The 20,248-nt window shown below is 36.0% G+C and carries 16 protein-coding genes; 5 read left to right on the plus strand and 11 right to left on the minus strand.

Translation table 11 applies throughout. The features are described 5' to 3' along the window. Positions 1–174: 174 nt before the first annotated feature. Genes DY168_RS10010 through DY168_RS10025 form a run of 4 tightly spaced genes read right to left on the minus strand, consistent with a single transcriptional unit; the run spans position 175 to position 3,765 of the window. Positions 175–2,439, minus strand: a complete 2,265-nt coding sequence (locus DY168_RS10010) for a phage/plasmid primase, P4 family (RefSeq protein ID WP_104410665.1) — start codon at positions 2,437–2,439, stop codon at positions 175–177. Continuing rightward, the gene (locus tag DY168_RS10015) at positions 2,436–2,867 is read right to left on the minus strand and encodes a DUF7768 domain-containing protein (protein ID WP_104410666.1); all 432 of its coding nucleotides are present in this window, start codon (positions 2,865–2,867) and stop codon (positions 2,436–2,438) included. Before DY168_RS10015 ends, DY168_RS10010 begins: the two co-directional genes overlap by 4 nt. Then, a complete protein-coding gene (locus tag DY168_RS10020) occupies positions 2,848–3,081 on the minus strand; it encodes a hypothetical protein (RefSeq protein WP_104410667.1) in 234 nt (77 codons plus the stop codon). The genes DY168_RS10015 and DY168_RS10020 overlap by 20 nt, the downstream gene beginning before the upstream one ends. 15 nt (positions 3,082–3,096) lie before the next feature. Then, a complete protein-coding gene (locus tag DY168_RS10025; RefSeq protein ID WP_115641622.1) occupies positions 3,097–3,765 on the minus strand; it encodes a Rha family transcriptional regulator in 669 nt (222 codons plus the stop codon). A 432-nt stretch (positions 3,766–4,197) separates the two neighbouring features. On the opposite strand from DY168_RS10025, the gene DY168_RS14685 reads away from it, so the two are divergent. The 5 genes from DY168_RS14685 to DY168_RS10045 all read left to right on the plus strand — a co-directional run bounded on the left by DY168_RS14685 (position 4,198) and on the right by DY168_RS10045 (position 8,453). Continuing rightward, positions 4,198–4,359, plus strand: a complete 162-nt coding sequence (locus tag DY168_RS14685; protein WP_172556318.1) for a hypothetical protein — start codon at positions 4,198–4,200, stop codon at positions 4,357–4,359. Further along, on the plus strand, positions 4,352–4,702 hold the full coding sequence (locus DY168_RS10030) for a hypothetical protein (protein ID WP_115641623.1): 351 nt from the start codon (positions 4,352–4,354) through the stop codon (positions 4,700–4,702). The genes DY168_RS14685 and DY168_RS10030 overlap by 8 nt, the downstream gene beginning before the upstream one ends. Further along, positions 4,695–5,816, plus strand: coding sequence for a DUF2800 domain-containing protein (locus DY168_RS10035; protein ID WP_115641624.1), 1,122 nt, complete (start codon positions 4,695–4,697; stop codon positions 5,814–5,816). The genes DY168_RS10030 and DY168_RS10035 overlap by 8 nt, the downstream gene beginning before the upstream one ends. Before the next feature lie 13 nt (positions 5,817–5,829). After that, the gene (locus tag DY168_RS10040) at positions 5,830–6,393 is read left to right on the plus strand and encodes a DUF2815 family protein (protein ID WP_115641625.1); all 564 of its coding nucleotides are present in this window, start codon (positions 5,830–5,832) and stop codon (positions 6,391–6,393) included. Between the two features lie 77 nt (positions 6,394–6,470). After that, positions 6,471–8,453 carry a DNA polymerase gene (locus DY168_RS10045; RefSeq protein ID WP_479723541.1) on the plus strand — a complete coding sequence of 661 codons (1,983 nt, stop codon included), beginning with the start codon at positions 6,471–6,473 and terminating at the stop codon, positions 8,451–8,453. A gap of 51 nt (positions 8,454–8,504) precedes the next feature. Here the strand turns inward: DY168_RS10045 and DY168_RS10050 are convergent, their stop codons facing one another. The 7 genes from DY168_RS10050 to DY168_RS10080 all read right to left on the minus strand — a co-directional run bounded on the left by DY168_RS10050 (position 8,505) and on the right by DY168_RS10080 (position 20,220). Further along, a complete protein-coding gene (locus tag DY168_RS10050) occupies positions 8,505–9,152 on the minus strand; it encodes a helix-turn-helix domain-containing protein (protein WP_115641626.1) in 648 nt (215 codons plus the stop codon). Between the two features lie 440 nt (positions 9,153–9,592). Continuing rightward, the gene (locus DY168_RS10055) at positions 9,593–11,041 is read right to left on the minus strand and encodes an ImmA/IrrE family metallo-endopeptidase (RefSeq protein WP_242984109.1); all 1,449 of its coding nucleotides are present in this window, start codon (positions 11,039–11,041) and stop codon (positions 9,593–9,595) included. A gap of 112 nt (positions 11,042–11,153) precedes the next feature. After that, positions 11,154–11,906 carry a M48 family metallopeptidase gene (locus DY168_RS10060; protein ID WP_115641628.1) on the minus strand — a complete coding sequence of 251 codons (753 nt, stop codon included), beginning with the start codon at positions 11,904–11,906 and terminating at the stop codon, positions 11,154–11,156. Continuing rightward, positions 11,899–15,024, minus strand: coding sequence for a type I restriction endonuclease subunit R (locus DY168_RS10065; RefSeq protein ID WP_115641629.1), 3,126 nt, complete (start codon positions 15,022–15,024; stop codon positions 11,899–11,901). Before DY168_RS10065 ends, DY168_RS10060 begins: the two co-directional genes overlap by 8 nt. A gap of 13 nt (positions 15,025–15,037) precedes the next feature. After that, entirely contained in the window at positions 15,038–16,096 is a 1,059-nt protein-coding gene (locus DY168_RS14835; protein ID WP_341458811.1) for a restriction endonuclease subunit S, read from the minus strand. 140 nt (positions 16,097–16,236) lie between these two features. After that, entirely contained in the window at positions 16,237–17,355 is a 1,119-nt protein-coding gene (locus DY168_RS10075) for an ISAs1 family transposase (RefSeq protein ID WP_115640208.1), read from the minus strand. A gap of 174 nt (positions 17,356–17,529) precedes the next feature. Continuing rightward, entirely contained in the window at positions 17,530–20,220 is a 2,691-nt protein-coding gene (locus tag DY168_RS10080) for an N-6 DNA methylase (RefSeq protein WP_115641631.1), read from the minus strand. Between the last annotated feature and the right edge of the window lie 28 nt (positions 20,221–20,248).

Raw genomic sequence — 20,248 nt, forward strand, 5'->3', positions numbered from 1 at the left:
AAAAATAACGTTATGCATGTCGTCAAGGTCATATCCTAAACTCTTCTTATAGGATATTTTATGTTTTTGCTATAGGGACTTTCTATATATGACCTTACTAGACCTGCATATCTATAAATTCATTACTTAAGAAAAGTTTGGTTTTTGACCTTTCTGACCTGCACATTATGCTATTTATTCAATAAAATCTGTGTTTTTAAGGCGAACTCCAATAATAAAAATACCTTTTGAATACTTTTTACGATTTAGACCTGCAACCTCAAGTGCAGCATAGAAGTCTGTGGTACTCCTCGTGTACTCTCCTGTTCTCAAACAATAAGCACGGTATTCTTGATAAAACTCTCCTGACTTTTGTTTATAGCTAGAGTCAAGTTCACAACACTCATCAAGAAATGCTCCAAGCCAGTCATTATTAGCACGATAGCTATTAATCGCATTTTCAACACATGATGGAAGCTTTAACTTAAAGTCATTTGCAATAACCTTCTTTGCACCTTCTATAATCCAAGCTAATACATAGGGGCCAGCATCTTGGACTAGGTAATCTGTATAGTTTTTAATATCACTATTACCCTCTATTTTTGCGTTAAAAGGAATAACAATTAATCTACGCCATGTACCTTCATCATTAGCACCTACCCTTGGCAGATGATTTGTATATAGTACAAGGGTGTGGCTTGGCACATACTTGAAGGGGTCCTTATACTTCTTCTCTGCCATAACCTCATCTGTAGAACATAGCTGCTTAATGACGGAAGTATTCAGCCGCATACCTTCTTCTAATTCAGCTGCTATTATAAGACGTTTACCTTTAAGTTCTGCCATCTCCGGTTTAACATTCCTCTTACACCCAACTGTCAATGCATCTGATGACATAGAACCACTATAGGTACCAAGGATTCTTGAGATAGTGTTCCAGAAAGTAGATTTACCGTTGCGACCTTCGCCATAAGAAATGATGAGAGCTTCTACATACACCTTCCCTATGGATGCAAGACCTACAATCTGCTGAACATAATCAATAAGTTCCTGGTCATCGCAGAAAAAGGTATCAAGTGCATCAAGCCACAGCTGCTTGCCGTTATCTCCTGGAGTAACCGAGGTCTGTTTTGTAATGTAATCCATGGCATCGGGTTTATGCATTCTTAAAAGCCCATCTTTTAAATGATAAGTTGCTCCCGGTGTATTAAGAAGAAACTCATCTTTATCTAAATCACTGACACTAATAGAAAGCATAGGCTTTGCAGCCTGTAAGGCACTCATTACATATTTCATGTCACGACGCTTCATAACAAACGTTCTGTATGATACTGCAGATAAATATTCACGATATGTATCTAACTGCTGACCTTGTAATGAATTTTCAAATTTCTTTCCTCCTGCCTTAACATCATCTATAGATACTCCAACTGCTACAACAGCATCCATCGCTCTTTGTACTTCATCTAAAGCATGTGCAAGCTGTAAATCCAAGAATTCCTCCATTGCCCCAACAGCCTGTTGTTTTGACTCCACCCAATATTCCCCATTAAAGCGAAGATAATCAGTGGCATCTGTATAACAAAGTTCATTTCCATATTCATGGGTAAGGATCTTTGCCTGACCTATATCAGAGAAATCTGAAGGTTTTAAGGACTTTCCTTTAAAGTCATCATTAAAATCCTCTGGGGCAACATAACCTTCTTGGTCTTGTACTTTTTCAGCAAACTTCACGGCGCTGTTCCATATAGTAGCAAGTTCCTCATCATCCATAGGAGGATCGCACTTCTTTGCCTCATCAAGAAAAATCTGATGCGCCTTTTCTATAGCACCATAACGTTTTGCCACTCTACCTGCAAAACGTGATAATGTACTGTTTCTCTTTCCTTCTGGAATAGAAGAAACTTCTGTTGTTTCATTATCTTCATCGCCTTTATCTACAGGTAATTCCTCTTCAATAGTCTCCCAGCCATCATGCCATATAACTTCATCGCAATCAGCACCAAATATAAAACGAGCTGCATCTAAGGCGTTATTATCAAAGAACGGAAATGTCTCCTGTATCCTTCTTTTCAGCTTCACATACTTTATGTTATCTGTGCATGGGCGAATAAGGAAATATATATGAAACCTTGGTCTTGCTGATTTGTCATCCTTCTGTTTCATATGATTACGGCTTGGTGCAATGGCATAAGAAACATCTGGTAGAAGTTCATCTATTCTTTCCGGAGTAATCCATTCATTTTCTTTTTCTGAATGGTCATTATCACAATCCATTACAACTACTACAGATTCTTTAAAGTTATCTGCACTACGATAATTATTTTTGTACTCTGCACAAACATGATCCATTTTAACTACTGCTTTTAATTCTTCTGCATTAGTTACCTCCACTCTGTTGGGGTAGCTACAGTTCTTGGTATTGCCTGTGCAATTTGCTGTATAAAATATTAACTTCATATGCTTTCCTCCTTTAAGTTCTCTGTGAAATAACGGATTGCCATACATCTTTGCTTGGCTTTTTGAATTTCTACTCTCATACCTTCTGATATTCTTTCTCCAAACACCCATAGTTCATTACACTTACCAAGTAAGACCATATTCATAAACATGGCTAATTCCCTTTCCTGTGGAATGTCATCATTCATAAACTGTGGAAAAAGCAAATGTGGAGCAATAGGAATACCATTCTTCTCTAATGTAAATCTACAAAAACCCCGAGCCTTTTTTACATTTACATCAACATCCCCTGAATAGGGTGAACAAACATATACAAGAGGTTTGAAGGCAGCATTTTTTTCTGCCCTCTCCTCTCTAATAATATTTGTAAGAGCCTCATAGGTTGTTGGGTCATAGTAACCTTGTGAGTTATATTTGTTTATGCACATAACCCTTACCTCCATAACTCGCTCTGATTTCTTTACTACACTCATTGTAATAGACAGATGTTCCGTATAAATCTTCATTCCTATCAGCAAATATTTGTAAAAGATCAACATTAACTTTACATCCACAAATAGGGCAGATACAGAATACATTTTCATCATTTATTTCCATGGACACTTTTATAGCATCATTTCTTTTTTCCTTAACATAAAACATTAAAATTTCCTCCTCTTATATGGATTTGTCCTTCATCTTAGTAACGTACCATTCAAGGTGATGCTTACGCTGCTCATAATCTGGTACTGCCACAAGCAAACCTATATCAACCTTTTGTAAGATTTCAAGCATATTGATTTGCTCATCACTAAGGTGTGGTCTAATACTTTTTCCTTTTTCTATGTTGTTAGCCAATCTAAATTGCTTTGCTGACATCCCAACTACAATGCGGTTAAGCATATCGCATTCATTAATAAAGTGATAAGGTTTTGGGTTTTCATGTATTAACTTGATGTTTTCTGTTAATAACGGAAACTCCTTGCGTGCAGATACTAATGTTTTTATAAATTGCTCCATTTCATTAAAGCGTTTGATATACAATTCCTTAAAACGCATTGCCTTTTGTCCTGTGTATCCCATAACTAGCATCGTAAAACCATCTCTAGTCATGTTATAACAAGGCTGTTTTTTCCCTTGTGCATTCAAATAATGGGACAATCCATAATTGGATAGTCGAAATTCCTCACTCAACCCTGAACTTGGCTCAATGATTTTTGCAATGTCACGTAGCACATGAAAATGTTCTTTTTCAAAGGATTTTGCCACGTATAGGCTATCCACTCTTGCAGTATCCTTTGTGTCGGCAAATATGCCATATTGGTCTTTAGGTATTAATTCTTTCATAACATCCACTCCTTAAAAATTTATAGGGAATCCCCCTATAACTCTCTAAGGACAGAACCTTTAATTTTGGACGGAAATTTTTAGCTATATTCTTTAAATAGAATTACTTCCTTTAAATAAGTGAAATTGAAGTATCCTCTTTACGAAGGACATTTTTGTCCCTCGTAATATAATCTGCAGCTAATACTTTCGCTCTAAAATAAGCAAAAGTATGTATCATCAAAAATACATACCTATAAATTCTTAGAATTTAAATTATTTTTTCAAAGCAAATATTTTAAATAAATTTCCGTCCAGTTTACTAACTTTTGTCCTAAGGAAGATGGAAGGGCAATGGTCATAAAAAATCTTCTAAAAAAATCCGTCCAAACCACAGACTTTTGTCCTTAGAAAAGTAGAGAGGTTCTTAACCCTCAGAAAGGTGGTGATACTATGCAAGCTGAAACAACTACTAACACTAAATGCAAACAAGATACTAGCTTAGATGAAGAACTTTCAGATGTTCTAATTGCAATCAGTGTTATATCAAAAAGGCTATCAAGAAAATTAATCCAGCAACAATTAAATATGGAAGGAGAAAACACCAATGGGTAAGATGAAAAAATTATCTGCTGAACTTGATGAACTTAAGAAATGCGGAGAAATCTTAATTGGGATCTCAGATACTTTGAAAGAATTGTTTTCTACGGCAGAGGAAAAGAAGCCAATCAAAGAGCCTAACAAGAAAGAAGCCTTGGTAGAAGAAATACCAAAGCTTGAGAGGAAGGCACTATTACTTACTGATGTACGTGCTGTCCTAGCAGATAAATCACGTAATGGATATACCTCGGATGTTAAAGCACTTCTTTTAAAATATGGTGCAGACAAACTATCAGCTATAAATCCTAAAGACTACGAAGCCTTACTTGCAGAGGCTGAGGTGATTGGAAATGACTAAACACGCATTACTTTCAGCTTCATCTAGCCACAGGTGGCTAAATTGCCCACCTTCAGCAAAGTTATGTGTAGAACAAGGTGACAAAGGCAGCGCTTATGCACAGCAAGGTACTGATGCACACAGTTTATGTCAGTACAAGTTAGAAAAGATACTGGGCATAAATACCCAAAATCCAATAAATAATCTAGAATACTACGATGCGGAGATGGAAAACTGCGCAAATGAATACGCATCCTTTATCTTGGAGCAGATAGAGGAAGTAAAGCATCATTGTTCCGACCCTTTGGTCTTAATTGAGCAACACCTTAACTTCTCTAAATATGTAGAGGAAGGTTTTGGCACAGGTGACTGTGTCATCGTTTCAGATAAAGTTTTACAGGTAATTGACTATAAGCATGGACTTGGAATTTTGATATCTTCAGAAGATAATCCACAAATGATGTGCTATGCACTTGGTGCCTTAGAACTTTTCGATGGCATCTATAATGTAGATATTATAAAGATGACAGTTTTTCAGCCACGTAGAGACAATGTTAGCACCTATACCTTATCAAAGGAAGACCTAGTCAAATGGGGAAATGAAGTTCTCTCTCCTATTGCTAAACTTGCTTATGCTGGAGAGGGAGAATTCAAAGCTGGTGACCACTGCCAGTTCTGCAAAGTAAAAGCTACTTGCCGTAAACGTGCCGAATATAACCTTGAACTTGCAAAGTACGATTTTGAAATGCCAGTCACCTTGGATAACACAGAAGTTGAGGTCATTCTTGCAAAGGTTGATAACTTTGTAGCCTGGGTTAACGACATCAAGGAATATGCCTTACAACAGTCTCTCAGTGGTACGAAGTACGAGGGATTCAAACTTGTAGAGGGACGTTCCACAAGAAAATATACCAATGAACAGGCTGTCGCAGAGGCTATCAATTCAGCAGGCTTTAATCCTTACGAACAGAAACTCCTCGGAATTACAGCAATGACTTCGATTCTTGGCAAAACGAAGTTTGAAGAAATCCTAGGTAGTCTTGTCTACAAGTCACCAGGTAAACCAACACTCGTACCATGCTCAGATAAAAGACCCACATTGAATACGGCAGCCAATGATTTTATTAAAGAATAAGGGGGACAATATTATGTCAAAAGTAGCAAATCCAACTAAAGTTATTACAGGTCCAAAAACAAGATGGTCTTATGCAAATGTATGGGATCCAAAGTCAATCAATGGAGGCACACCTAAATATAGCGTAAGCCTCATTATTCCTAAGTCCGATGTTAAGACAGTTGCAAAAATCAAAGCAGCCATTGAGGCTGCTTATCAGGAAGGTCAGTCAAAGCTAAAAGCTAACGGCAAGTCAGTACCTGCACTTTCAACTCTTAAGACACCTCTTCGTGATGGCGATGTTGAAAGACCAGATGATCCTACTTATGCCAATGCATATTTTATAAACGCTAATAGTGCTACTGCACCAGGTGTTGTTGATGCAGACCGTAATCCTATCTTTGAGCGTTCCGAGGTGTACTCTGGTGTTTATGGCAGAGGCTCTATCAGTCTTTATGCCTTTAATTCTAACGGGAACCGTGGGATTGCTTGCAGCTTAAATAATCTACAGAAGATTTCAGATGGTGAGCCACTAGGTGGAAAATCACGTGCAGAAGATGATTTCTCAACAGACCCTGATGATGATTTCCTTTCATAAAAAAATACTTAATCTCTAATTAGGTGGTGGCTATGCTACCACCTTTTATTATAAGGATGGTGATAATCATGGATAAAATTAAAACATTATCAATAGATCTCGAAACTTTTTCTGATGTGGATTTGAAAAAATGTGGTATTTACAAATATGCAGAATCCCATAACTTTGAGATTCTCCTCTTTGCTTATTCCATCAATGGTGGTGAAGTTACTGTTATAGATCTAGCAAATGGTGAAGATGTTCCAATACGAATAATAACTTCCCTCTTAGATAAATCTGTTACTAAATGGGCATTTAATGCAGCATTTGAGCGAATTTGTTTATCAATATGGCTTAAAAGAAATTATCCTGAATATTTCAGTAGCTACAGTACTAGCGACGATACCCTAAGTAACTACCTAGACCCTTCCTCATGGAAATGCTCTATGATATGGTCTGCTTATATCGGTCTACCATTATCACTTAAAGGTGTAGGTGGAGTCCTTGGATTTCAGGAACAGAAAATGAAAGAAGGCAAAGAACTAATCCGCTACTTCTGTGTTCCATGTAAACCCACAAAATCAAATGGTAGTAGAACTCGTAATCTTCCCATGCATGATATAACAAAATGGGCAACCTTCGTCTCCTACAATCGTAGAGATGTTGAAGTTGAAATGTGTATACAGAAAAAGTTGTCTAAGTTTCCTGTACCTGAATTTCTGTGGAAAGAATATCACATAGACCAGAAAATTAATGACCGTGGAATAGCCATTGATATGGATGTTGTTAAACAAGCAATTAAGATGGATGAGAATTCTAAGAAAGAACTCTCAAAAGAAATGAAGAAACTCACAAATCTAGATAATCCAAATTCTGTGGTACAGATGAAACAATGGTTATCTGACAATGGAGTTGAAACCGACACTCTTTGTAAAAAGGCTGTGGCAGAAATGCTAAAGGATGCTCCGCAGGAACTTGCCGATGTCCTTACTCTCCGTCAGCAGCTTGCCAAATCAAGTATAAAGAAATATCAGGCAATGCAGAATGCCGTATGTGCTGATAGCCGTGCAAGGGGAATGTTCTTTTTCTACGGAGCAAATCGCAGTGGTAGGTGGGCTGGACGCTTAATCCAATTACAAAACTTACCTCAAAATCATATGCCAGATTTGGAGCAGGCTCGTGACCTTGTAAAAGGTGGTAACTATGATGCATTAGAAATACTTTATGATTCTATCCCACAAGTGTTGTCTGAGCTTATACGTACTGCTTTTATCCCAAAGATTGGATATAAGTTTATAGTAGCAGACTTTAGTGCAATCGAGGCGAGGGTACTCTCATACCTTGCAGATGAGTCTTGGAGAAATAAAGTCTTTGCTAATAGTGGAGATATTTATTGTGCAAGTGCCACTGCGATGTTTGGTGTTCCAGTTGAAAAGCATGGCCAGAACAGCCATCTTCGTCAGAAAGGCAAGATAGCCGAACTTGCATTAGGATATGGTGGTGCATGTGGAGCCTTAAAGGCAATGGGAGCATTAGATATGGGACTTTCTGAAGAAGAACTACAGCCTTTGGTTGATGCATGGAGAACCTCAAATTCTAACATAGTACAGTTTTGGTGGGATGTTGATAAAGCAGTTAAAATTGCAATTAAACAGAAAACCTTCACTGAAACTCACGGTATCCATTTTATTTGTCAAAGTGCTATGCTCTTCATCAAACTCCCATCTGGTAGAAGTCTAGCTTATGTAAAACCTAAAATTGGTATAAATCAATTTGGTGGTGAATCTGTAACCTATGAAGGTGTTGGTGCAACAAAAAGATGGGAACGCATAGAAAGCTATGGGCCTAAATTTGTGGAAAATATTGTTCAGGCAATTTCAAGGGATATCCTTAGCTATGCCTTGCATACACTTAACCATTACTTCATCTGTGGTCATATTCATGATGAAGTAATCATTGAATGTCCTATGGATGAATCCTTGGATACAATTTGTGAACAGATGGGAATAACACCTCCTTGGATTAAAGGTCTGCAGCTAAGAGCCGATGGCTATGAGACAATGTTTTACAAGAAAGATTAGCCAAAAGGTAGCAGCACTAATTCTATGTTCAAGTGCTGCTATCATAATTTTTTAAATCATATCATCCAGTAAATCCATTGCAATTTCTTTAATCTTTGCCACTTTATCAGTAACTGTACTCTTTCCTATACCAATTTCAACTGCTATTTCCCTATGGCTGAATCCATCAGATAATAGCTGAAGTATCCTACCATAGTTAGTGTCGATTTCCTGTACACGACTAATTAGTTCATTCAGCATACCCAAATAGATATCTGCTGAAGCATATGTAGCTGGTGTAATCGCTTCGAAATTAGCCTCTTCCCCATCTTCATTTTCCGCTGACAGGCAACTGAATGTTAATGTCCCGAAGTTCTTCTTATCTAATGAATTAGCATATGGACACTGACTGCATTTGTTACTTTCTGGACATCGAATCAATTTTCCTTTTCCATTACTTACTTCGCAGCGTTTATCACGGTCTTCTGCTTTAAACTCTGCTGAATAGGAACTCATCATGGCATCGTACTGCGCTTTAGTCCCTGGAATCAGAACCACATCTACCATTCTGTTTCCCACTCTCCATTTTCTAATCTGAGATTTTTCTACACCTGCAATCATCCCATGTTCTTCGATGGAATCCCTATCGATAATCATTGGGATTAATACCTGTTCCTCCTCTACTTTATTTACTCTGATTTCCTGTGTTTCTTTTTTCATAGATTGTCTCTCCTTCTGACCGAGAGAGACTGAGGTAAGGTAGATCATTTGACCCTAGATAAAAGCATCCCAAAACCAAGCGTTAGAAAAAGAGCGCAAGAAATATAGGGTACTTCCATCTGCTTTTACATAACTGCCATAATTATGGCAGCTACTTCAAAAGCAATATGGTCATATCCACCTTCCTAGCGCTCTGTCAGGTCTATATGAATTTTTTAAGGAGATTTTCCTCCCGACAATCTTAGAATACTCATTTTGATCTTTCTAGCAATTGACGAAAGTTCAACGCCCTTACATGTATAAATATAAGGGACTTTAAAATTTCGCGACCAACTCATCGAGTTGGCTTTTATTTGTTTATATATGGGGGTTTCCCAAATTTGGGCATAAAAAAAGAACCCCTTTTGGGGTTCAAAACCAACTCATCGAGTTAATGAATTTTAATTTTTTATTGCAGTACCTAATTCGGATATTCCGAACTGCTCTAAGACACCATTGAAATCACCAAGCGAGAGGCCTGGCATAGTATCCATTATGCGAATATAGGTTTTATCAGGGTCATTATAATAATTTAACTTATTATTCGATTTATCAAATAATTTTTGCGTTATTCTCGAACTTAATCTCATACCTACACAAATTGCCATTAAAACATTAGTAGTCATGTTATTATAGTTATTATTCTGAATTTTACCATGATAGTTTTTGTGAAGTCCTGTCTCTTCATTAAATTGCTCAGGGTATTTCCATTTTCTATTCTCCATCAAAAACCATAAACACTCGCATAGAGATTTAGTTGGATCTCCTATCAGCTTCATAAGTTCAATTTCTTCTTGTTCATCATAAGACGCTAACTGTTTATAAAATGCTTGATAAGCTTCCTCCGGTTCACATGTTAAAGAAGCCTGATATTTTGGATGAAATGTAAGAAGTCTATTGTCAATTCCTTCAAGTCTTCCAAGTATCGCATAACCAAGAAAATCCTTATCAGCATTGGCATAAGTAGTGTACTTTTGCTCACGGATATTTATAACACATTTGGAAAGATTCTTTTTTGCTTTAGCAGTTAAATGAAGCAATCCATCTTTTTGTATTACATACTGACTATCAGCAAGAACAAAGTATCCATCAGCATAAACAAACCGTCCCCCACTTATCCATCGTTTAAGAACTAAATCTGCATCAATAATCTTTAGGGCTTCAACTGGAGTTAATTTGACAAAGTCTTTATTGTTATTAATTTCTTCATAGACATCTTCATAGTCTGCAAACTTTGAAATTATATCTTCAAGACCAACTTCAATCAATCTATATTTTACTGATAATCGTGATGTTATAAAGAATTTACTTAAATCTTCAATTAAAGTGTCACAGGATAATATAATGTTTTCTCCAGACATTTTATATTGCTGAATAAATTCTAGTGCCTTCTTTATAAAGCTGTTTTTAGGCATCAGAACTCTTGGTGCCAATCTATGTGCCTGCCATTCTAGCCACCTTACTTCATTTTCTTTTGTGTTCTTCCCTTCAGGTGGTGTAAAGAAAACCTCGGATTGACGGCATAAAATGGGGTATAGCTTTTCAGATGCATTTTTATTTTTCAACTCAAGTATTTCAAAATATATGTTATCCTTTTCCCAATGCAGTGCCTCATGGATTAATGTATTTCTTTTCGAGCCTTCACCATATACAGCTTCTGAAAAGGGATCAATCAATACAGTTCCTGCATTAAAAACTGTTGATGTATATTGCCTTGTATCTTGATTATAAACATCTATATACCCATCAAGTAGTAAACAGCAACCAAAAACATCAGAATTGCTTGATAAGGAAACTTCTTGTACTGTGAGTCCCATATCCTTAAGTATCTCTTCTACTGGAAGAGGCATCGGTTCAACCAATGCCTGCTTACAATATTTTGTTAGAAATTTAGTTGCATAATCGTCAAGTCGATTTTTACCAAGAATCAATGCACCCGACTTTTTATTAATATCAAAAATATCACTCGATGTTATTTTGCTCTTCATTCTCTACCTGTTCTCCTTTTTCAATATAATCTAAAGGCATCTCTGTCAATAGCTTTTTTGCCTCTTTCCAGGTAGGATAGAATTCCTCAACAAGTGCATGAAATCTATGCGTGTGATTCTTTTCTATCAAGTGTACTAACTCATGGATAACTATATATTCAAGACATTCAACTGGCTTTTTAGCAAACTGCAAATTAATCCATATTCTTTTTTTAGAAATATTACAAGTGCCCCATTTTGTCCTCATATTCTTAATTTTGTATTCATTAGCATGAAGATTGGTTTTTGCCTCGCACCTTGAAACAACACTTTCCAACACTCTATTAAGTTCTTGTCTATACCATTCGTTAAAAGCCCTCTCTCTAGATTCTTTGGTTGATCCCGTAGGTGCAGTTAAAATAATCTTATTTGGTACCTTGGTAATTACGTACTTGTTACCTTCATAAACAACCTGCAAACGATAAGACTTTCCCCATAAATAATGTGACTCGCCAGACAGATATTCACGTTCAGTTTGACGTGCTTGTGATAACATCCTATCTCTCACCTTAGTAATCTCCGGCATTTTCTTTAAAACAAAAAGCCTTATTTCTTCGTCAGGGTAATCGATGGGAGTGCTGACGGTTACATTCCCTTCTGGAGGATTAACCCTTATATAAAGATTTTTAAGGTTTTTCTTTTTGATAATTTCTATTGGCATACCACTAATTATTACTTCATTACTCACCGTATTCCACCTGCCTTTCAGCTATACTGAATACTTCATTAGTTTTCTCAGTCGCTTCATCTTCTTCATAACCATATAACGATAAATTATCATATATAGCAGATTTTATCTTTTGCTGTTTCTGGCGATTCTTCTTCCAATCAGGGCGTATCGCATTACAGATAGCACTATCAATATTTACAACCAGTTTTTCATCTCTATCAAAGTAATCAAATAAAGCTCTTCTAGCCTCGCTATACTTCACAGCATCAGGATAATCCGAATTTTCTTCTGGATGTAATATTGCTTGTGCCAGTTCTACAACTTGACGTAAATACTCCTCATAGCTCATAGCCTCAATTCGTCTTTGGACAATAATCTTTTGAAGCATTTCTGATAGCTTTCCATAATAAACTGCATTAGAAGACATCTTCTTAACAATTTCATGTTGCAAGTTGTTTTCAATAGTTTCTGCTTTTGCCTCATCGTTACCCGGCAATTCCTTTACCAACGCATCAATCGGGGTTGTAGTAGTGTTATCTATCAGCAACTCGACTAATGACATATTATTAAGTTCGCTTACAACTGTAGAGTCTTCTGCACGTATGTAAGTGTCAAGGATATAGCGCATATCAGCCTCATACGGTTTTAAATCAATATAATCACAGCTTGCTAGTTTAACCATTTCTTTTATTTTGTTATAACCTGAAATATCACTTCTTAGTCTGCTAACTTGACCCTCTGAGTAGCCATAATCGCTCACAAGTTTATCACTGCAGTTAGCAAAAGATCGTGTTAGCGAGGCTGTAAGACTATACAAAATATCTCTGCGACCTGTATTTTCATCATCTTCGCTATTCTCACCACAAAAATAGTCAATGTAATCAGTATCCTCTTTAGGATCGTTTACATTTTCCAGTAAATCTTTCAACGATGCAATTGCACCCACCATCTCTGATTTTGCCTCGTCATAGCGATTCTTGATAAGTCCCTCAACATCTTCCTTATCAAAGTTATCGAAAGCTTCAGTAGTATAATCAGACACTGCAAGCTGCACATTACGAAACAAGTCCATGTAATCTACGATATAACCATAGTCTTTATCCTCGCCATCTGGTCTATTAACCCGGCAGATAGCCTGGAAAAGGTCATGATCCCTCATGGATTTATCAATATATAAATATGTCGCTGTGGGGGCATCAAAACCTGTTAATAGCTTGTATACAACGATAAGAAGTTTCATCTTAGCTGGTTCTTTTTTGAACTGCTCTTTTACTTCTTTTTCGAATTCAGACAGTTTTTTACCTTTAAGCATACGTTCATAAATAGATTTCTTATATTCTTCTTCGCCCTCTTGACTTAAATCACTTGTAGCTGTTCTAACACTCGCGGTTGAAGGCTCAAATGAAGTTACAACAGCACACTTGTTAAAGCCGTTACTAGTGAAAATATCCCAGTATCTGCAAGCCTCGTATATACTGTTGGCCACAAGCATGGCAGTACCACGCTCGTTTTTTAGACGAGGTTTTAAATTCATATCGAAAATGATATCGCTAGCTATTTTCTCAAGTCTTTGTTTTGAACTGTATAATTTGTTGATTGATGTCCAACTTTGCTTCAACTGTATCTTTGCTCTATCTGTAAGTCCTAAGGTTTTATTATCAAACCATAAATCGACCTTATCTTTACTAGATAAGTCTTGGTCAACATCTCTTGCTTCATAACGCAAATCAAGAACAACACCATCTTGAACACCTTCATCAAATTTATAAGTATGGATGTAAGGTCCAAAAGTTTCAAGACTGGTCGCTTTATCTTTTTTGAGTAGTGGAGTCCCTGTAAAACCAATAAGTAATGCTTCAGGCATCAGTACTTTAACAGCTTCATGCAATTTCCCTGAGTTAGTACGATGGCACTCATCAATAAACGCTATAATATTTCCTTTTGCTTTAAAGTCAGCCGGGAGGTCTTTTAGCAATTCTTTACGATACTGATCCACGTCAGATTGTTTGCCTGCATTATGTCCGTATTTATGAATTAAAGAACATATAATAGAATCATCATTCTTATTTAGAATTTCTCTTAAATCAGCACTACTCTTTGTTCTTCTTACTTTCTCATTTACATCAATAAATAAGCTTTCAATTTGGTCATCAAGTTCATCTCGGTCGGTAATGATTACCACTCGGCTATCTGCTACATTCTCAATAACCCACTTAGTAAGCCATACCATAATTAAGGACTTGCCAGATCCTTGCGTGTTCCAGATGATGCCACCTTCCTTGGCAAGAATTCTGTTCCTAGCTGCAATATTAGCAAAATATTGATTATGCCTTGCAACTTTTTTCACTCCTGCATCAAAAATAATAAAGTCGTGAATCAATGAAAGAAATCTCTTTTTTTGGCAAAGAGAAATAATACCATCTCTTAGCTTATTTCTTTCTCTAGATTGAATACCTTTAACAGTCGCAGAAAGTTCATCAGTGGCTTTAATATCTTCTTTCCAGTTCAGATAATACTTTTCAGGAGTTTCAATCGTTCCATACTTTAGTCCTTCAGCTTCGTTACCAGCAAAGAGAAATTGGGTAGTGCTAAAGAAATTTTGAATATACTCTTTTTTTTGGTTTGTGAGATTTTGGCGAATCCCCTCACCAATACTCACACATGAACGTTTTAACTCAAATATGGCAAGAGCGATACCGTTTATATACAGCACTACATCAGGACGTTTTCTCTCTATTTGATTAAAGCAAAGAACACTTACTTCCTCAGCAGCATAAAAATCATTGTTATCAACATTGTTCCAGTCGATATAATGGACTGTTTGACGATTTTTATTCTCGTCCTTAACACCTTGCTTTCCATAGCGAAGCAGGGAATAGACCTCTTTATTGATTTGGTAAAGGCTATCCACTTGATTGCTCGCTTTTGAAACAAGCTCAGTTACAGCTTTGGAAATCTGGTCTTTCGAATAACCACGTTTTTCAAGATTTTTCTTCAACAAATCTTCTCTGATAGGTTTATTATTCTGATCCTCTAGATTTCCGAGATACGTATAACCAAGACCACCTTCTTCCTCTTTATCTATTAACCAGTGGAGGACCTTGTTTTGCAATTTTCTTTCTAAATCAACAGACATAGCCATTACCTCCTCATACTTTAAGACGCACACGACCTGTTAAGAGGTCGTCCATTGCACCTTCTTTAATTTGAACCATTTTTTCTTTTTCTATTTTAAGAGATTCTATTTCTTCATCCATTGCTGTCAGAATTTCAACTATTTCTTTTTGCTCCTTCATTGAAACAACTGGAATCAAATACTCTTCCGTTACAGGTAATGAAATCTGGGAAAAAGAACTTCTTCCTGTCCCTTCATTTCTAAAGTGCTCGATATTATGCTTCAAGTAATAGAATAGAAACCTAACATCAGAAACACCAAGCGAGGTGTACCCCCACATTTCATTTTTGAAGGTGCATGGTTCATCACAATAAATGAAATCTATTACACCACGTGACTGAACAATCACTATTGGTTCCCTTATGATGTTTGCATTTGATAAATAATCGCTATTAGTACGGCATTCAGTATTTCCACCTGCGAAGACACGAATGGCGCCAGTAGACATATTAATTTCGTTCATTGTACCTGCAGTTATCGGAGTTCCTTTTACACGCTTATACACGCTTTTTATTGGTTTGTATTCTCTTACCTCTTTATCAAACCCATCAAGCCTAGCTTTACCACTAACCAAATCATTCAAAGCACCATCACGGATAGCCTTTTTCTTTTCGATTAGCTCGGTTAGGTTGTCAATATGCTCGTCAAAATCAGAGAGCACGGAGGCGATGGCTTGTTGTTCTGATAACGGTGGTAATATTATGGAAATCTTACTTACTACATTACTCATGAGCTTAGGGTTTCCAACATAGGATACATGTTTTGGTGTCTCTTTATTAATAATTTCAGCCATACATGCATTTGCATAACCCTCTTGTGAACTCAATACACCGCAAACATTAGTACAATAAAATTGTCCTTCTCTATATTTTGTTGTTCCTGCATTAGCCCCATCAGTTGTCCATGTAATCCCATTTGCAAACAGGAATTGATGGTAATACCCTAACAATCCGTTGTTTAGAGTTTGTGATGAATACACTGGATACTTATTGGTATTATTTTTAATAGAGGATATCTTGTTGGTCAGGGCAATTGCATCCTTATATTGTAATGAGGTAAAGTTTAATCATATTTTGGTAGTATAAGGATATTGTTGCACTTGAAAATATAGAAGTTTAATATAACGTTTACTTAAGATATTAGAACTGTAATAACTTTATGAAAACGATATTCCTATTGGATTGAAGTTAAAACCTTTTTTAAATAATCATTATCCCAACCGGATTTGAGCCTTTTAGCTTTTACACCAATCTTTACTGATTTTTCATTTTTTAATAAGTTTAAAGCTATGTGCCTTAAAATGGCAAAGTTTTCAGCTGCATTTTCAATTCTTATTCGGCTATCATCTTCTCTAAAAGCAATATCTAAAATCCAATGTAAGCTATTCTCTATTCCCCAATGTTTTCTAATGGCATCAGCAACTTTTTCAACATTTTCTGTTAAGCTCGAAATATAATATCTTCTTTCTTTAGATGTTTTATCGCCTATGGTTCTTTCAGATTCAACCATAATTATACTATTTAGGTTTTTCCACTCTGACTTCTGTGAAAGCCAGTTTAAATCGTTAATTAAGTAATGTTTACGTGTTTCAATTCTGCCATGGTCTTTGTTAGTAGTCTTGAAAAAACTATATTCAACATCAGCAAATTTATTCTTAGATTCTTCTTCAAAAAAGTATTTTATATCGTTGGAAAAGTTTTTATGATTACCTTTTAAAGCTAAAACATAATCTCCGCCCTTTTTGATTATTTTTTTAGCTATATTTTTTTGAGTACCCATAGCATCAATTGTTACTATAGATTTATTTATATCTATCTTATCTAATAATTCTGGAATTGCTGTTATTTCATTTGATTTATCATTAACCTTTATCTGACCTAAAACTAAACCCAACTGATTTGACCATGCACTTACCATATGAATAGCTGATTTATTGTTACTTGTATCAAAGGAATGCCTAACTGTCTTGCCATCTATGGCAATTACGTCACCAGTAACTTTATCAGAAATATCTTTGATCCACTTAATAAACGCTTCCTGAAATTCTTTTGGATTAATAATAGAAAATACTCTTCCAAAAGTATCATGGGATGGTATCCCATGATTAAGCTCTAAGAATGTTGAAAACCACTCTTGTTTTGATGTGCCATATTGAGCTATATCTGTCCATGTATCGGCTCCGCATATTATTGCACAAGTTGCTATTGTTAGTATATCAATAAGCTTATGTTTTGAATTATTATCTCTTGGGTCTGAAATGCTTATAAAAGAATTTGAAAGTTCGTTATACATAATTATAAAAATCCCCTTTACATTAGTAATATTATTAAATAAATTCTACTATGTAAAGGGATTTAACTCAAGTTTTTAAATGCAATTGCCCTGTCTTGTTGGTGGCTAGGACTTGACCTCTCTTAATTTGATAGATGTCTCCAATTTGTACTTCCTTCCAATCTCTAGGATAAGCTACCATGTATATCCCATCCTTTCTAAAGCGGACTTCACCTTAGCTTTTGACTGGGCTGTCTTTTGTTCAATCTCACTTAAGGTTTGCTCATATCGCTTTGCAATTAAAACCACCCTTGATGCAAGGTTATTCAACACTTGATCAATTGCATCAGTAATATCGCTTTCAAGTCTTGCCATCCATTTTTCATCAAAAAGCAAGTGCTTGATTTCATCTACTGATAATTCTCCATATTTAGCAAGAACTAAGTCATCAAGTACTTTTTGAGCTTCTTTAATCGCTTTATCAACTTCTTCTTTCTCAGTTAACTTAGCTTGATAGGAAAGAAGAGCATCATATTCATCAGCATATGTTTCAGGCATTATTGCATTGTCTTTTGCTTCTTTTAATGCATTTCTTAACTTAGCCTTTCCGAATGAGCCGTTCTTATTTCTAAGCTCATATATCTTCAGCTCACTATTTACTTTGACGATTTTCTCCATCTCTGAAGTACTGCCTGCATCGAATAATTCAATAAGTTTTGTAATGTCATCTATTACTTCAGAAGTCTTTTTACTTTCAAGTTCTTTTATCTGTTTATTCAGATTTGCTTTTGGTATACCGTCACCTTTTTCATTCAAAGCATTTACAAGCAAACCTTCGTCACCTGATTCTTCTTCTCTCATCTCATCCAGTTCAGATTCAAGCACTGCAGATTTTTCGATTAGCTCATTAAGAGCCATTAACTCAGTTTCAAAATACTCCCGTTCAATAATGTCCCTCGAAATTAAAGCACCTTCAAAAGACTTCATTTTAGAAGTATCATCGACTTTGATTTCTTCACCATTTTCATCTTTTGCTTTCTTTTGAGCGTACACATATTCAATCTCACGTCCCGCCTCATATCCGCTCACCTTAATTACATATACATCATCTTGCATTTTCTCATTCCAATAATTAAGCAAGAAGTCGTACACATCATAATTATCTAGAAGTTTTGCCGATTCAAAATCTCTCAAAATTTCAATACCCAAGCTTCGAATTAATTCTTTTGGATTTGTATCTGAATTAATGTTGAGTAATGAATCTTTTACTGAGCTTTTCCACGTCTTGAATAGGTCACCGCATTCATTTTCTTTTTCAATCTTAATATTCTCATCTTCAGAGATGATCGATTCAATTTCATCCGGTTTTATAGTAAGATTATAGACATTATGTTCTTCATCGACACAAGTAAATATCTCTTGTCTTAACTCTGGCGATATTTTCCAGAGTCTTTCTAAAGCGTTAATATCCACTTCCGGAATACCACCCATAAGATGAGATGCAATGTTTTGAGGTAATGTGTCATCTGTTTTTTGGATATAACGAGGCACATTAAGATTTCCTTCGTTCTCTTCTAAAATTTCTTTATAAGTAATAAAACGAGAGTACCCCTCAACTTTTTCTTGATGAATAAAGGTTTGCACAATTTTTTCAATATCCTGTTCACGAAGACGATTCTTATTTCCGTCTTTCCTGAACCCATCACTTGCATCGATTATAAAGATACCTTCACGCTTATCAGCATTTTCTTTATCGATTATAATGATACTAGCAGGGATTCCTGTACCATAAAATAAGTTCGCCGGTAGCCCAACTATACCCTTGATATATCGTTTCTCAAGAACAGCTTTTCTAATGGTTTCTTCTGAGTTTCCTCTAAAGAGAACACCGTGTGGTAGAATAATCCCTGCCTTACCATTGCTTTCCAATGCTTTTAGGACATGTAGAAACCAAGCATAGTCACCATTCTTTTCTGGTGGAATGCCATAACCATCAAACCTCTTGTATTTATCTTCAGATGGTTTAATTCCATCAGTCCAGTCTTTATCAGAAAATGGTGGGTTCATGACAATAAAATCAAATTTTCTAAGTCCACCAAAATCATCAGTATATTGTGGGTTTGCCAATGTATTCCCACTTTTGATTTCACCTGTACCTTTGTTATGTAGGATAAAGTTCATCTTTGCTAAACCAGCAGTATCAGGATATTTTTCTTGTCCAAATATTGTAACTATGGAATCACCATTATCATCAGTTGGTGCTTCATCTGCTGCACGAATTAGTAGAGACCCACTACCCGCTGCAGGATCGTGAAGCATCCACTTCTTATCTGTCTCTTGCTTAATATTGCTGATACCAATAAGTCTAGCGATAATACGTGACACCTCACTAGGTGTATAAAACTGTCCCTTACTCTTACCAGACTCTTGAGCGAATTTCATCATAAAGTATTCGTAAGCATCTCCAATGATATCATCGCCACTAGCTCTGTTACTTTTAAAGTCAATCGCAGGGTTTTGGAAAATTGCAATAATACCAGAAACTTTATCTACTAGCTCTTTACCAGAACCTAGTTCATCCGGATTGTTAAAGCTAACTTCAGGAAGCGCACCTGCAAGCTTATTATCTTCTAGAAACTTTTGAAGAATTACATCAACCCTTTCGCCAACATCTGGCTTACCTTTTGCAGCAATCAAGTCGTCAAATGAGGCACCTTCATTTACTGTAAATTCAGCAAAACGTTGCCCTTTATATCTGTCTGATACATACTTGAAGAATAACAATACAAGCACATAATCTTTATACCTTGAAGGTTCTACTCCACCTCTTAATTTATTACAAGCATCCCATAATAGGGAATACAATTCTGATTTTTTCACGGCCATTCATTTAACCTCTCTCATCTATTAAGTT

This window comes from Clostridium putrefaciens, assembly GCF_900461105.1.
GTDB lineage: Bacteria > Bacillota > Clostridia > Clostridiales > Clostridiaceae > Clostridium_L > Clostridium_L putrefaciens.